The organism is Micromonospora sp. ATCC 39149, from assembly GCF_000158815.1.
GTDB lineage: Bacteria > Actinomycetota > Actinomycetes > Mycobacteriales > Micromonosporaceae > Micromonospora.
Genome location: NZ_GG657738.1, coordinates 2,422,413 through 2,436,781 on the forward strand (window position 1 = coordinate 2,422,413; position 14,369 = coordinate 2,436,781).

At 73.3% G+C, this 14,369-nt stretch carries 13 protein-coding genes; 2 read left to right on the plus strand and 11 right to left on the minus strand.

What is annotated here, in order from left to right; genetic code table 11:
• Positions 1 to 145: 145 nt before the first annotated feature.
• The 3 genes from MCAG_RS10090 to fdxA are packed head-to-tail and all read right to left on the minus strand — an operon-like array spanning position 146 to position 2,604.
• Positions 146 to 1,159 (minus strand): prephenate dehydrogenase/arogenate dehydrogenase family protein, encoded by a 1,014-nt coding sequence (locus tag MCAG_RS10090; RefSeq protein ID WP_007072860.1) that lies wholly within the window; start codon positions 1,157 to 1,159, stop codon positions 146 to 148.
• Positions 1,160 to 1,165: 6 nt separating this feature from the next.
• Positions 1,166 to 2,281 carry a succinyldiaminopimelate transaminase gene (gene dapC / locus MCAG_RS10095; RefSeq protein WP_007072861.1) on the minus strand — a complete coding sequence of 372 codons (1,116 nt, stop codon included), beginning with the start codon at positions 2,279 to 2,281 and terminating at the stop codon, positions 1,166 to 1,168.
• On the minus strand, positions 2,278 to 2,604 hold the full coding sequence (fdxA, locus tag MCAG_RS10100) for a ferredoxin (RefSeq protein WP_007072862.1): 327 nt from the start codon (positions 2,602 to 2,604) through the stop codon (positions 2,278 to 2,280). Before fdxA ends, dapC begins: the two co-directional genes overlap by 4 nt.
• 79 nt (positions 2,605 to 2,683) lie before the next feature.
• Between fdxA and MCAG_RS10105 the strand changes: the two genes are divergently transcribed.
• Positions 2,684 to 3,745, plus strand: coding sequence for a GNAT family N-acetyltransferase (locus MCAG_RS10105; RefSeq protein ID WP_036373023.1), 1,062 nt, complete (start codon positions 2,684 to 2,686; stop codon positions 3,743 to 3,745).
• 30 nt (positions 3,746 to 3,775) lie between these two features.
• Here MCAG_RS10105 and MCAG_RS10110 read toward each other — a convergent pair whose 3' ends face one another.
• The 3 genes from MCAG_RS10110 to mshB all read right to left on the minus strand — a co-directional run bounded on the left by MCAG_RS10110 (position 3,776) and on the right by mshB (position 5,703).
• Positions 3,776 to 4,240, minus strand: coding sequence for a hypothetical protein (locus MCAG_RS10110; protein WP_007072864.1), 465 nt, complete (start codon positions 4,238 to 4,240; stop codon positions 3,776 to 3,778).
• An 81-nt stretch (positions 4,241 to 4,321) separates the two neighbouring features.
• The gene (locus tag MCAG_RS10115) at positions 4,322 to 4,762 is read right to left on the minus strand and encodes a hypothetical protein (protein WP_036376778.1); all 441 of its coding nucleotides are present in this window, start codon (positions 4,760 to 4,762) and stop codon (positions 4,322 to 4,324) included.
• Positions 4,763 to 4,779: 17 nt separating this feature from the next.
• Positions 4,780 to 5,703 (minus strand): N-acetyl-1-D-myo-inositol-2-amino-2-deoxy-alpha-D-glucopyranoside deacetylase, encoded by a 924-nt coding sequence (gene mshB, locus MCAG_RS10120; RefSeq protein WP_198141535.1) that lies wholly within the window; start codon positions 5,701 to 5,703, stop codon positions 4,780 to 4,782.
• 86 nt (positions 5,704 to 5,789) lie between these two features.
• Between mshB and MCAG_RS10125 the strand changes: the two genes are divergently transcribed.
• Positions 5,790 to 7,934 carry a prolyl oligopeptidase family serine peptidase gene (locus MCAG_RS10125; protein ID WP_007072867.1) on the plus strand — a complete coding sequence of 715 codons (2,145 nt, stop codon included), beginning with the start codon at positions 5,790 to 5,792 and terminating at the stop codon, positions 7,932 to 7,934.
• A 192-nt stretch (positions 7,935 to 8,126) separates the two neighbouring features.
• Here MCAG_RS10125 and MCAG_RS10130 read toward each other — a convergent pair whose 3' ends face one another.
• From MCAG_RS10130 to MCAG_RS10150, 5 genes are all read right to left on the minus strand, one after another.
• On the minus strand, positions 8,127 to 9,869 hold the full coding sequence (locus MCAG_RS10130; RefSeq protein WP_007072868.1) for an ABC transporter substrate-binding protein: 1,743 nt from the start codon (positions 9,867 to 9,869) through the stop codon (positions 8,127 to 8,129).
• Positions 9,870 to 9,923: 54 nt separating this feature from the next.
• Entirely contained in the window at positions 9,924 to 10,910 is a 987-nt protein-coding gene (locus tag MCAG_RS10135; RefSeq protein ID WP_007072869.1) for an ABC transporter permease, read from the minus strand.
• Positions 10,911 to 11,098: 188 nt separating this feature from the next.
• The gene (locus MCAG_RS10140; RefSeq protein ID WP_007072870.1) at positions 11,099 to 12,106 is read right to left on the minus strand and encodes an ABC transporter permease; all 1,008 of its coding nucleotides are present in this window, start codon (positions 12,104 to 12,106) and stop codon (positions 11,099 to 11,101) included.
• A complete protein-coding gene (locus MCAG_RS10145) occupies positions 12,103 to 13,188 on the minus strand; it encodes an ABC transporter ATP-binding protein (RefSeq protein WP_007072871.1) in 1,086 nt (361 codons plus the stop codon). The genes MCAG_RS10140 and MCAG_RS10145 overlap by 4 nt, the downstream gene beginning before the upstream one ends.
• Positions 13,185 to 14,240, minus strand: coding sequence for an ABC transporter ATP-binding protein (locus MCAG_RS10150; protein WP_007072872.1), 1,056 nt, complete (start codon positions 14,238 to 14,240; stop codon positions 13,185 to 13,187). The genes MCAG_RS10145 and MCAG_RS10150 overlap by 4 nt, the downstream gene beginning before the upstream one ends.
• Between the last annotated feature and the right edge of the window lie 129 nt (positions 14,241 to 14,369).

Below are 14,369 nucleotides of genomic sequence, written 5' to 3' on the forward strand. Positions count from 1 at the left end.
CACCATGCCCTCACCCTAAAGGAAGGGCACCTGGTTGACGCATTCTGTAGAGCAGGGGCCCCTTCTTAACACCGGGGCGCGGGGCAGCCGCGCCGCGGGGCAGCCGAGGCAGGCGGGGCCGGCGGGGCGGGGCAGGTGGGCGTGGTCAGGCCGGGGCGGCGGGCAGGTGGGCGGCGTAGGTCACCGTCGCGGGCGTCACCTCGCACCCGGTCAGGTACCCGCCGGCCGCCCCGAGCGCCAGTAGGTAGGCCAACTCGTCCTCCCCGGCCATCCCGAGCGGGAAGGCGCGCGGGGTGGCGGCGGGCAGTTCCCGGTCGAGCAGGGCCAGCCGGAGCCCCCGCGCCCGCTGCTGGAGGCCGGCCAGCGCCGCCGCGTCGCCGTCTCGCAGCGCGGCGGCGTACCGGTCGAGGAGATTGGTCACCCGGTCGAGCTGGGCGAGCACCTGGGCGCGGTTGTTCAGCAGCATGTCCACCGTCCGGGCAGCCGGCGTACCGACAACGCGGGTGCCGTCCCGGAAGCTGCCGGCGGCCAGACCCAGCACGGCCTCGCGCAGGTCGGTGTCCGCCACCGTGGCGGCCAGCGCGCCGGCCAGCAGGTGCGGCAGGTGCGAGGCGAGGGCCGCCGCCGCGTCGTGCGCGTCCGGTTCCAGCGGTACGACCCGGGCGCCGAAGACGTCGATGAGCAGGGCGGCCAGCGTCCGGAACCGGTCGATGCCCGCCGCCGTGGGGCAGAGCACCCAGGCCGCCCCGTCGAAGAGGGCGGGGGCGGCGGCGGTCAGCCCGGCGCGCTCGGTCCCGGCCATCGGGTGACCCGGGACGAACCGGTCGGTCAGCCCGTGGGCCACCGCGTACCCGGCGATCCCACCCTTGGTGCTGCCGACGTCGGTGACCACGCAGTCGGGGCCGGCGCACCGGCTGACGGTGAGCAGCGTCTCCGGCAAGCTGGACAGCGGGCCGCAGAGGAACACCACATCCCGGTCGCGGACGGCGTCGGCGAGCGCGTCGGGGTAGGGGACGCCCCGCGCGCGGCCCTCCGCCCGGGTGGCGGCGTCCGGGTCCCAGCCGGCGACGTCGATCCCCCGCTCCCGCAGCCGCAGCAGGATCGACCCGCCGATGAGCCCGGTGCCCACCACCGCTGCCCGGAGCCTGTCCACCAGCACGCGCCGTCAGGGCCGGGCGAGGCGGGCGGCGACCGCCGCGACGTGCTCGTCGGACTCGGTCAGTGCCACCCGGACGTGCCGCGCGCCGCCCGGCCCGTAGAAGACGCCAGCGGCGACCAGGATGCCCCGGCGGGCCAGCCAGTCCACCGTCGCCCAGCAGTCCTCGCCCCGGGTCAGCCACAGGTAGAGCCCGGCCTCGGAGTGTTCGACGGTGAACCCGGCACCGGTGAACGCGGCCAGCAGCCGCTCCCGCCGCGCCCGGTAACGCTCCCGCTGGGCGTCGGCGTGCTCCTGGTCACCCAGCGCCGCGATCATCGCCGCCTGAACGGGGGCCGGCACGATCATCCCGGCGTGCTTGCGCACCTTGAGCAGCTCCGCCACCAGTGCGGGGTCGCCGGCGACGAGGCCCGCGCGGTATCCGGCAAGGTTGGAGCGCTTGGACAGCGAGTGCACCGCCAGCAGCCCGTCGTACGACCCGCCGCACACCTCGGGCGCGAGCACGGAGACCGGCTCGGCGGCGGCCGACCAGCCCAGCGGCAGGTAGCACTCGTCGCTGGCCACGACGGCCCCCCGCTCCCGCGCCCAGTCGACCACCTTGCGCAGGTGGTTGGCGGGCAGCACCCGGCCGGTCGGGTTGCCGGGCGAGTTGACCCAGACCAGGCGGACCCGGGGGTCCGGGCCGAGCGCGGTCAGCGAGTCGGTGCGCACGGTGGTGGCCCCGGCGAGCCGCGCCCCGTCCTCGTACGTCGGGTAGCAGATCGACGGCACCACGACGACGTCACCGGGCCCGAGGCCGAGCAGGGTGGGCAGCCACGCCACCAGCTCCTTGGAGCCGATGGTGGGCAGCACCCCCAGGCCGTCGACACCCGCGCCGCAGGCCCGGGCGACCCACGCCGCGATGGCGTCCCGCAGAGCGGGCGTGCCGGCGGTCAGCGGGTATCCGGGCGCGTCGGACGCGTCGGCCAGGGCCTGCCGGATCACCGGGGGCACCGGGTCGACCGGCGTGCCCATCGACAGGTTGATCAGGCCGTCCGGGTGCGCCGCGGCCAGGGCAGCCGCGGCGTCCAGGGTGTCCCAGGTGAACTCGGGCAGCCGCGACGAGACCGGCGCGGGCCGGTTCAGTGGCCCTCTCCGCGCGGCGGCTGGCCCGCGACGAAGGTCGCGTCCTTCTCCACCTTGCCGATCTTCGAGGCGCCACCGGGCGAGCCCAGGTCCTCGAAGAACTCGTAGTTCGCCCCGGTGTAGTCCTTCCACTGCTCCGGGACGTCGTCCTCGTAGAAAATCGCCTCGACCGGGCAGACCGGCTCACAGGCACCGCAGTCGACGCACTCGTCGGGGTGGATGTAGAGCATCCGGTTGCCCTCGTAGATGCAGTCGACCGGGCACTCTTCAATGCATGCCTTGTCGAGCACATCCACGCAGGGCTCGGCGATGATGTAGGTCACCGGTCTTCTCCTCCGCAAGACACGCCGCGATCAACCGCGACGGTTAGAGCCTAGTATCTCGCCGGGGAGGGGGTCGATCGTGCTCCGACAGCAGGATGTGGGACACCGGATCGTGGTTCGCCGGATCGTGGGCAATCGCGAAGGCCGGCCGCTCTTCTCGGACGCCCTCGGCGAGCTGGTGGAGCTGACCGAGACCCACGTCACCCTGGCCACTGACCAGGGTCGACTGCGGGTGCCGGTGACCGAGGTGCACCGGGCCAAGCGGGTGCCGCCGGCGCGCCGGCCGACCGCCGCCGCTGTCGTGGCGCTGGAGCTGGCCTCCGACGAGGCGTGGCCGGCGCCCACCCGGGGCCGGCTCGGCGACTGGCTGCTGCGCAGCGCCGAGGGGTGGAGCGGGCGGGCCAACTCGGCCCTGCCGGTCGGCGACCCGGACCGGCCGCTGCCGGCCGCGCTGGACGCCGTCGAGCGTTGGTACGCCGACCGGGGGCAGCCCGCCATGGTCAACACTCCGCTACCGCTGGCCGCCCCGGTCGGCGCCGAGTTGGACGCGCGGGGCTGGACCTCCCGGCCGCTGGTGCTGGTGCAGACCGCGCCGCTCGCCCCGCTGCGCTCGGGCCGAGCCGACCCGCGGACCGGCCGGGCCGACCAGGAACCCGGCCAGGTCTTCCTGCCGCCCGGCACCGCCGACACACCGCCCGGCCAGGCCAGCCCGCCGGCCGGTGGGCCGGATCGCGCCGGTCGGCCGCCGGTCGAGCTGGCCGACGCGCCGTCCGACGACTGGCTCGCCGTCGCCGCCGGGCGCAAGGGCGGCCTCCCGGACGCCGCCCGCCACGTGCTCAACGCCGTGGGCCAGGTCCGCTTCGCCCACGTGTACGCCGACGGCGTGCTGCTCGCCATCGGCCGCGGCACGGTCACCGGCGACGGGCGCTGGCTCGGCCTGAGCCTGATCGAGGCGCTGCCGCACGCCCGCCGCCAGGGCCTGGCCACCCACGTCATCCGCGCCCTGGCCGACTGGGGCGCCGCCCTGGGCGCCTCCGGCGTCTTCCTCCAGGTGGAGCAGCGCAACCACGCGGCGGTGAACCTCTACCGCGGCCTGGGCTTCACCACACACCACACCTACCTCACCCGGGTCGCCCCCTGACGGGACTCGGCGGGCGGTGGGCCGGGACGGTCAGCGGCGGACGGGGCGGCGCGGCTTGGCCGTCTTGATCTCGGCATAGCGCTTCAGCATCCGCGAGCGGTGGTCGCGGCCCAGCGCGGTGACCGTCAGGTACCCGACGAGGACGCCGGCGGCGGTCGCCGCGAGGTAGAGCCAGACCTGGGCGAAGAAGGTGCCCGCGCCACCGCCGAACGGGTTCTGCCCGACCAGCAGCGGCCCCACCAGGACGGTCAGCAGCAGCGCGACCCCCACGGCGGCGGCCACGTCGCCGGCCCAGTGGCCCAGCGGGCGGTCCTGCCCCCAGCGGAACGCCAGCACGGCGAGGATCAGGCCGATCGCCAGGAACATCACCAGCGAGACCCGGTCGGCGGCGGTGTCGTCACCGGTGAAACCGAACCTGATGACCACCCGGGCGACCACGTTGACCGCGAACAGCGCCCCCGCGAGGGTCCCGACCGTCCGCCACCGATCCTTCATCGCACGCCTCCCGCCGCACCGCCCGCCCCGACGGCGGGCCTCCTGGCAGGAATATCTACCACTGGAACCTGTGCGTCGTCATCACCCGTCGCGACCGGCCGGTGGCGGGGCGAGCACCTGCCGGAACCCCATCACCGCGAACGTCATCGCGCCCGCCACGATCATCGCCAGGCCGGCCCAGTTGTCCCCGGCGAGCAGCAGGTCGCCCTCGCTGGTCCGGACCGCCGCCGCGCCCATCAGCACGAACCACGGCGTGGCAGGCAGGACCACCGCCCAGCGGCGACCCACCGCCGCGTGGGCGAACCAGCTCAGCGCGACGTTGGCGAGCACCACCACCGGCACCGACACCCCGACCAGCGTGCCGGAGAGCCGGAGGGTGGACAGGATCAGCTCCAGCAGGCCCGTCGCCACCGCTCCCACCACGGCCACCACGCCACCGGCGACCCTCAGGGCGAGGTCGAGCAGCCGCCGCGACCGCCCCGGCGGGGACGGGGCGGAGGCCTGCGGCGGGACGACCGACATCGGCGCGGCGGGCAGGGTCACTGGACGCCGGCCGCCGCGACCGGGGCACGCCCCGAGCCGTCGAGGTCGAGCCCGGCGAACAGGTCGTTCTCCCAGCCGTACGGGCCGTTGCCTGGCCCCTTCTCCCCCACCGCCAGCGTGAAGTACTCCACGCCCATGAACTCGGCGCCGAAGTTGCCGGCGATCGAGTAGAGCCAGGAGGTGGCCGGGATCTGGGTGGCGTGCGCCCGCATCGCGGCCTCCTTCGCGGCGTGCTGGTCGGTGGCGTCGATGCGGGCGGCGATCTGCTCGTCCGGGGTGCCGAAGGGCAGGTCGTCGACGCTGGCGATGCCCTCGAACGGGTTGTCCGACGCCTCGGTGAAGTGGTTCATGCCGGCTTCCAGCACGCTGCGCGGCATGGCCGTCCAGTAGACCTTGGCCGGGGCGATCCCCTCGGCGGCGGCCAGCTCGTGCGCCCGCATCGCCACCCGGTGCGCCTGGATGTGGTCGGGGTGGCCGTAGAAGCCGTTCGGGTCGTACGTGATCATGACCTGCGGGCGTACCTCACGCATGATCTCCACGACGAACCCGGCGGCGGTGTCGAGGTCGGCCTGCCAGAACGCCCGGGGGTGCTCGTTGGTGGCCAGGCCCATCATCCCGGAGTCGCGGTACCGGCCCGCGCCGCCGAGGAAGCGGTGGTCGGTGACGCCGAGCGCGGCGCAGGCGGCGGCCAGCTCCCCGAGCCGGAACCCGCCGAGCTGGTCGGCCTCGGCGGCGGCGAGCTGGGCCAGCTCCGGCACGTGGATCTCGCCCTCCTCGCCGAGCGTGCAGGTCACCAGCGTGACGTGGGCACCGGCGGCGGCGTAGTGGGCCATCGTCGAGCCGGTGCCGATGGACTCGTCGTCGGGGTGCGCGTGGACCAGCAGGAGTCGGCGGTCGGGCAGCGTCGTCACGACGGTCACTCTAACCGGCGGTTCACCCGCGCCGGCTCTGACGCGTCCGCCCAGGTCCGCCACATCATCCCCCGGGCGGCTCTACGATCCGACGTGTGGACTTTCCGGAGTTGGCCGCCCGCACCCGCCGGTTCGGCCACGGTGCGCCGCGCGCCGTCACCGTGGCCAGCGACGGCTCCCGGGTGATCTTCCTGCGCTCGGCCGGTCCGGAGGATCCCGCCGACGCGCTCTGGCTGCTCGACCCGACCACCGGCGAGGAGCGGCTGGTCGCCGACCCGGTGGCGCTGCTCGGCGCGGGTGGCGATCCGGCCGCCCTCACCCCCGGGGAGCGGGCGCTGCGCGAGCGGCGGCGGCTCAGCGCCGCCGGCATCGGGTCGTACGCGCTGGACGCGGCCGGCCGCGTGGCGGCGTTCGCGCTGGCCGGGCGACTGTTCCGGGCCGACCTGGTGCAAGGTGACGTGATCGAGGTGGCGACCGTCGGCCCGGTGCTCGACCCGCGCCCCGACCCCACCGGCGAGCGGCTGGCGTACGTCACCGACGCCGCCGACGGGGTGCGCCGGGGTGAGCTGCGGGTGGTGGCGGCCGACGGCACCGACAGCCTGCTGGCCGGCGAGGACGCCGGGGTCACCTGGGGGCTGCCCGAGCACGTGGCGGCCGAGGAGTTCCACCGGTTCCGGGGCTATTGGTGGGCACCCGACGGGCGCAGCGTGCTGGCCGCACGGGTCGACGAGTCCCGGTTGCCCCGCTGGCACCTGCACGACCCGGCGGAGCCGGCCAGCCCGCCGACGACAATGGCGTACCCGCAGGCTGGCGGGCCGAACGCGGAGGTCAGCCTCCACCTGCTCGACCTCGACGAAGGCTGGGTCGACGTGCACTGGGACCGGGAGACCTACCCGTACCTCACGTCGGTCGACTGGGCCGACGGGAACCCCCTGATCACCGTGCTGCGTCGGTCGCAGCAGCACGGCCTGGTGCTCGCGGTCGACCCGCGCACCGGCGAGACCCAGGTGCACGCCGAGCTGGCCGACCCGCGCTGGGTGGAGCCGATCCCCGGCACCCCGGCCCACCTGCCCGACGGGCGGGTGCTGGTCGGCGGCGAACTGGCCCACGACGGGTACGACGCCCGCTGCCTGTTCGCCGACGGCACCCTGCTCACCCCGCCGTCGCTGTACGTGCGCCGGGTGGTGGGCCGGCTGCCCGCCGGCAACGGTTCAGCCGACCTGCTGGTGGAGGCGAGCGAAGGCGAGCCGAGCCAGCGGCACCTGTACCGGGTCCGGACGCTTATCGGCGGCGGGGTGGACGCCCGCCGGATGAGCGGCACCCCCGGCTGGCACACGGCCGCCGTGGGCGGGGACACGCTGGTGGTCGGCACCGCATCGCTGGACCAGCCGGGCACCACCTGGTCGGTGTGGCGCGGCGACCGGGAGGTGGCCCAGCTACGGTCACTGGCCGCCACCCCGCCGTACGCCCCCCGGCCGACGATGGTGCGGGTGACCGACCGGCGGCTGCCCAGCGCGGTGCTCTACCCCACCGACCACGTCAAGGGCACCCGGCTGCCGGTGCTGCTGGACGTCTACGGCGGCCCGGGGCACCAGGAGGTGACGGCCACCCGGTCGGCCTGGTTGGAGCGGCAGTGGTGGGCCGACGCCGGGTTCGCGGTGGTGACGGTGGACAACCGGGGCACCCCGGGGGTGGCACCGTCGTTCGAGAAGGCGGTGCACCGCCGGGTGGCCGACGTGGTGCTGACCGACCAGGTCGACGCGCTGACCGCGCTCGCCGGAAGCACCCCGACCTGGACCTGGAGCGGGTCGGCATCCGGGGCTGGTCGTTCGGCGGCTGGCTGGCCCGGGCTGGCGGTGCTGCGCCACCCGGAGCTGTTCCGCTGCGGGATCGCCGGCGCCCCGGTCAGCGACTGGGCGCTGTACGACACCGCGTACAGCGAGCGCTACCTGGGCCTGCCGGAGGACGGCATGGACGTGTACGCGCACCACTCGCTACTGGAGCTGGCGGCCGAGCCGCCCGTGCCCGGTGAGCCGGCCCGGCCGCTGCTGCTGGTGCACGGCCTGGTCGACGACAACGTGGTGGCCGCGCACACGCTGCGGCTGTCGGCGGCGCTGCTGGCGGCGGGCCGGCCGCACTCGGTGCTGCCGCTGACCGGGGCCACCCACATGGCGGCGGGTGGGTTGTCGGAACGCCTGCTCCGCCTGGAACTCGACTTCCTCCGCACCCACCTGGGCTGAGGTGCAAGGAAGGGCACCTTGTTAACGCATTCTGTATAGCAGGGGCCCCCTCCTAACGACGCTGTTGGAGAGGTCCTCCAGCAACACTAAGGCCCCGGCCCGGTGGTCAAAGAGGAAGAGCGCCATAGTTGATCTCGACGATGACGCGAACTTCCTGATCACCGGGCCGGGTGGGATGGTCAGCGGCGGGTGTTACCCCTTGACGTGCGCGTTCACGAAGGACGGGTAGCCGAAGACGCTGGAGATGAAGATCCCGCCGGCCTTGGACCCGTGCACGTGGTACGCCACGTCGACGAAGAGCGGCACCACCGGGGCGTGCTCCTTCATGATCCGCTCGTCGAGCTTGGCCCACTCCGGCCCCTGCTTGGCCGGCTCCAGGGCGAGGATCCGGTCGATCTCGGCGTTGATCGTCGGGTCGTCGAAGTACGACTGGTTGCTGTTGCCCTCGGGCTTGATGGTCCGGCCGTCGTAGAGCACCGGCAGGATCGACGCGCCGCTGGGCCAGTCCGCCGCCCAGTTACCGATGTACAGGTCCCACGGGTTGTCCTTCTTCTTGATCTCGTCGAGCTTGGCGTCGTCCGGAATGTTCCGGATGGTGATCCGGAAGCCGGCCCGCTCCAGGTTGCCCTTGAGCTGGGTGGCCATCTGCTGCTCGGTCGTGTCGTCGGACGCTCCGAGGACCAGCTCCGGGGTCTGGCCGCCGAGCAGTTCCTTGGCCTTGTCGACGTCGCCGTTCGCGCCGGCCGGGTACGCGTCGTACGCCCGGAAGCCGATGGTCGCCGGCGGCATCAGGGTGGTCAGCGGCTGGGCCACGGTCTGCCCGCCGAGCGCCTTGATCAGGCCCTCCCGGTCGATGGCGTAGTTCAGCGCCTGCCGAACCTTGAGGTCGGTGACCCGCTGGTTGTTGATGACGAGTTGGTTGGCGCTCGGCGTCGGCGAGAGGATGGTCCGCGACTTCAGCGCCGCGTCCTGAGCCACCCGGGCGACCAGGGAGGCCGGCACCGAGTTGAAGGCGAGCGCGCTCTGGTCGGCGCCGTTGTCGGCGATCACCCGGTTGTTGGCGGCGTCGGCGGTGGGGCCGAAGTTCCACACGAACTGGTCCGGGTACTGGTGGCGCACCGGGTCGGTGGCCGGGTCCCAGTTCGGGTTGCGGTCGAGGGTGAGCTGTACGCCGACCTGGTTGGCGGCGATCTTGTACGGCCCGGACGAGAACGGCCGCTGGTCCAGATTGACCCCGGTGTCCTTGTCGGCCCGCAGCGGCGCGGTGGTCGGCAGCGAGGCGGCGAACGGCAGGTCGCAGCGGGGCTTGGCGAACTCGAAGCGCAGGGTCTTCTCGTTTGGGGTGGTCAGGCCGGGCGGCAGCGCGCCCTTGTTCTTCTTGAAGTCCCACCACGTGTCGAACTGCGCGCTGTCGGCCAGCCACTCCTGGAGGTAGGTCGGGCCGCCGGCGAGGTCCGGGTCGAAGGACCGGGCGATGCCGTACGCGATCTCCTTGGAGGTGATCGGGCTGCCGTCCTCGAACTTCACCCCTGACTTGATCGTGAACTCCCAGACCTTGCAGTCGTTGTTGACGTTGGTCCCGGGGGTCTCGGCCAGGTCACCGACGAGCACCAGGCCACCCTTGCCGTCGTCCTTCCAGGTCGTCAGGTACCGGGCGAAGAGTGGGTTGATCATCAGGCCGGCGAACGAGTACGTCCGCTGCGGGTCCAGGTGGGAAATCGGGGTCTCCCGGATGACGGTGAACGTGCCGCCCCTGCGGGCCCCGCTGACCTCGGCAGCCGGGCCCTGCGAGTCCTTCGGGTCGGTGGCGATGACGCCGGTCTGCTGCCGGCCGGTGTCGACCGTGGTGCCCTCGCCCGTGTTCTCCGAACACGCCCCCAACGCCACCACCAGTGCGATGGCGCCGCCCGCGGCGGCCGCTGCGCGTGGTCGCATCTCCTAACCTCCTCTGTCGATGAATGTCGTCTACAACGCGGTCACCCGCGCGTTTCAGCGCAGCCGTACCCGGGGGTCGATCGCCGCGTAGAGCAGGTCCACCAGGACGTTGGCCAGCACCACGAACACCGCGGCGATGAGCACGGTGGCCATGATGGTCGGCAGGTCGCCGGCGCGGACGGCGTCGACCGCCGTACGCCCCAACCCCTGGATGCCGAACGTGGTCTCCGTGATGACGGTGCCGCCCAACGCCCCGCCCACGTCCAGCCCCGCGATGGTCACCACCGGGGTGATCGCCGCGCGCAGCGCGTGCCGCCCGTACACCCGGGGTTTGGTCAGGCCCTTGGCGCGGGCCGTGCGGACGAAGTCCTCCGACAGCGTCTCCAGCATCTGTGCCCGGGACAGCCGGGCGTAGATGGCGGAGAAGAGGAACGCCAGCGAGACCCAGGCCAGAACCAGCCCGCTGGCCCACTTGACCGGGTCGTCGAACAGCGACGTGTAGCTCGGCACCGGCAGCAGCCGCAGGTGGTACACGAAGACCAGCAGCAGCACCGCCCCGACGAAGTAGAGCTGCAACGACGCGCCGGTCAGCGAGAAGCCGATGGCCAGCCGGTCCAGCCAGGTGCCCCGGCGCAGGGCCGAAACCATGCCGAGGCCGACGCCGAGCAGCAGCCACAGGATCGCCGCCGGGATCACGATGCTCAGGGTCACCGGCAGCACCCGGGCGATGGTGTCGCTGACCGCCTCGTTGCTGACGTACGACCAGCCCAGGCAGGGGGCGTCGCACCGGCCGCCCTGGGCGCTGCCCAGGTCCCGCCCGGTGACGATGCCTTTCATGTAGCCGGCGTACTGGGTGACCAGCGGGTCACGCAGGCCCAACTCCTGGCGGACCCGCTCCAGACGCTCCGGGTTGCAGTTCTTCGGGCACATGCCGCTGACCGGGTCCCGGGGCAGGGCGAAGAACATCAGGAAGCTGAGCACGCTCACCGCGAACAGGGTGAGCGTCGCCGAGAGCAGCCGCTTGACCAGGAACCGCGCCATCAGTGCCCTCCTTCGCTCGCGACTGCGGGGCTCCGCTTCGCTGCACTCCTCGCGCTCACCCCTGCCCCTCCTTCGCTCGCGACTGCGGGGCTCCGCTTCGCTGCACTCCTCGCGCTCACCCCTGCCCCTCCTTCGCTCGCGACTGCGGGGCTCCGCTTCGCTGCACTCCTCGCGCTCACCCCTGCCCCCTACCGGGACGACTTCGGGTCGAGCGCGTCGCGCAGCGCGTCCCCGAAGAGGTTGAAGGCGAAGACCAGCGCGAAGATCGTGACGCCGGGGAAGAAGACGTACGCCGGGTCGGTCTGGAGGTAGTCCAGGCTGCGGTAGATCATCCGGCCGAAGCTCGGCGTGGCATCGGTCAGCCCGACCCCGATGAACGACAGCGCCGCCTCGCTGGTGATGTACGACGGCACGGCCAGGGAGAACGACACCAGGATCGGCGCCCAGAGGTTCGGCAGGAGCTGGCGGAACAGCATGTGCCCCAGCCCGGCCCCGCTGGCCCGAGCGGCCTCCACGAACTCCCGCTCGCGCAGCGCGATGACCTGCCCGCGCACGAGCCGGGCGGTGCTGGTCCAGCCGAACAGGGCGAAGATGGCGATCAGCACGCCGATCTGGAACGCGGGCGGCACCTCCTCGCGCTGGCCGTAGAAGCGCAGCGCGATCGTCGGGGTCAGCGCCAGCGCGATGATCAGGAAAGGCATGGCCAGGGTCAGGTCGGTGATCCAGTTGACCACCGCGTCCAGCCAGCCGCCCAGGTACCCGGCGAGGGTGCCGAGCACGATGCCGATCGCGGCGGTGATGACGGCGGCGGCGAACGCGATGAACAGCGACGCCCGCAGCCCGTGCACCATCCGGATGAAGATGTCCCGGCCCAGCCCCGGCTCCAGCCCGAACCAGTGTTCCCCGGTGACCCCGCCGGCGTAGCCCAGCGGCATGCCGAAGCCGTCGAGCCGGTTCTGGAACTGCTCGCGGGGGCCGATCCCGTACAGCGCCTCGATCAGCGGCACGGCGAGCGCGACCAGCACGAAGAAGGCCAGCATTCCGGCGCTCACCACGGCCGTGCGGTCCCGGCGCAGCCGGGCCCAGGCGAGCTGGCCGGGCGACCGGCCGACGATGCCCCGGCCCCGGGGCCCGGCACCGTCGCCCGTGGACTCGATCTCCGCGAGGGCCACGCCCTCGACCGGGGACAGGCTCACGTCGTCACCTCCGCACCGCTTCCGCCGACCCGGCCGGCCCCCGGGAGGTTGCCGGCGGTGTCGGGCTCCGGGGGGTGGCCAGCCACGTCGGGCTCCGGGAAGTGGCAGGCCGTCAGCCGCGCGCCCGGGGCCGGCAGGTGGACCGGTGTGTCGCCGTCGCGTGCCACCAGGGCCGGTTCCTCGGTGGCGCAGACGTCGCGCGCCTTCGGGCACCGGGTGCGGAACCGGCAGCCCGACGGCGGGTTCAGCGGGGTCGGCACGTCGCCGGTGAGCCGGATCCGCTCGCCGGGGCCGAGCCGTGTCACGTCCGGGATCGCCGACAGCAAAGCCCGGGTGTACGGGTGCCGCGGGCGCTCGTAGATGTCCGCCCGGTCGCCGATCTCCACGATCCGGCCCAGGTACATCACGGCGACCCGCTGGCAGAAGTGCCGCACCACCGCGAGGTCGTGGGCGATGAACACGAACGCCAGCCCGAGGTCGCGTTGCAGGTCGCGCAGCAGGTTGACCACCTGCGCCTGGATCGAGACGTCCAGGGCGGAGACGGGCTCGTCGGCGACGATCAGCTTCGGCCGCAGTGCGAGGGCCCGGGCGATGCCGACGCGCTGCCGTTGCCCGCCGGAGAACTCGTGCGGGTACCGGTTGTAGTGCTCGGGGTTGAGCCCGACCAGTTCCAGCAGCTCCTGCACCCGCCGACGCACCCCGCCGGGCGGATCGATGCCGTTGACCCGCAGCGGCATCGCCACGATCCGGCCCACGGTGTGCCGGGGGTTCAGCGACGCGTACGGGTCCTGGAAGATGATCTGAAGGTCCTGGCGCAGCGGTCGCAGCTCACGCCGCCCGGCGTGGGTGATGTCGCGGCCGGCGAACTCGATCCGCCCGGCAGTCGGCTCCAGCAGCCGCACCAGCATCCGGCCGGTGGTGGTTTTGCCGCAGCCGGACTCCCCCACCAGGCCGAGCGTCTCGCCGGTGCGCACCGCGAAGTCGAGGCCGTCGACGGCCCGCACCAGGCCGGTGGCGCGGAACCCGGTGCGCACCGGGAAGTGCTTGGTCAGCCCGCTGACCCGCAGCAGCGGCTCGTTCATCGGGCCACCCCCGTCCGCTCGACGTCCTCGGCGTGCAGCCGGGCGCGCTCGTCGGCCGGCAGGTGGCAGGCCGCCAGGTGGCCCGGCTCGCCGGCCGGGCCCAGCGCCGGGACCTCGGCGCGCGAGCGACCGCCGGTGCGGTCGGCGTACCGGCAACGGGGGTGGAAGGCGCAGCCCGGCGGAAGGTCGATCAGACTTGGCGGGTTGCCCGGGATGGGCATCAGGTCCGCGTCGGCGTCGCCGTGCAGCGACGGCACGCTGGAGAGCAGACCCCAGGTGTACGGGTGGCGCGGTCGCCGCAGCACCTGCTCCGCGCTGCCGTGCTCGACGGCCCGTCCGCCGTACATCACCAGCACCTCGTCGGCGACCTGGCCGACCACGCCGAGATCGTGGGTGATCAGGATGATCGCCGAGCGGAACTCGGCCTGGAGGTCGGCCAGCAGCTCCAGGATCTGTGCCTGCACTGTGACGTCGAGGGCGGTGGTCGGCTCGTCGGCGATCAGCAGGGCCGGGTCGTTGACCAGGGCCATCGCGATCATCGCCCGCTGCCGCATGCCGCCGGAGAACTCGTGCGGGTACTGGTCGTACCGCTTCCCCGGCTGGGGGATGCCGACCCGGCCGAGCATGTCGACGGCCCGCCGCCGGGCCTCTCGCCGGCCGGCCCGCCGGTGGTGCACCCGGTACGCCTCGGCGATCTGCCTGCCCACCGGGTAGTACGGGTGCAGCGCCGACAGCGGGTCCTGGAAGATCATCGCTACGTCCCGGCCGCGCAGCCGGCGTACCTCCTCCTCGGGCAGGCCGACGAGCTGCCGGCCGCCGACACGGATCCCGCCGGTGATGGTGGTGCGCCTCGGGTCGTGCAGGCCGAGAATCGCCAGCGAGGTGACGCTCTTGCCGGAGCCGGACTCGCCGACGACGCCGAGGGTGCGCCCCCGCTCGACGGCGAAGGAGACCCCGTCGACCGCGCGGACCGTGCCGTCGGCGGTGTCGAAGCGCACCCGCAGGTCGTCGACCCGCAGGTACGGACCGGACGCTGGTGCTGACTCGTCCACGACCGCCTCCCTCAGTGACGAAGAGAAACTACAACAGATCACTGGGGCTGAAAATAAGCTACAGGTCTGGGACTGCCAGCGGTGCTCAGCGTAACGACTCGGCAACTCCCCCCAACACCCCTGATCGAG

Coding starts and splice junctions, on each gene's coding strand:
- MCAG_RS10110 (WP_007072864.1), bottom strand. CDS start 4,240: ATGAAGGATCGGTGGCGGACGGTCGGGACCCTCGCGGGGGCGCTGTTC.
- MCAG_RS10115 (WP_036376778.1), bottom strand. CDS start 4,762: ATGTCGGTCGTCCCGCCGCAGGCCTCCGCCCCGTCCCCGCCGGGGCGG.
- MCAG_RS10130 (WP_007072868.1), bottom strand. CDS start 9,869: ATGCGACCACGCGCAGCGGCCGCCGCGGGCGGCGCCATCGCACTGGTG.
- MCAG_RS10135 (WP_007072869.1), bottom strand. CDS start 10,910: ATGGCGCGGTTCCTGGTCAAGCGGCTGCTCTCGGCGACGCTCACCCTG.
- MCAG_RS10145 (WP_007072871.1), bottom strand. CDS start 13,188: ATGAACGAGCCGCTGCTGCGGGTCAGCGGGCTGACCAAGCACTTCCCG.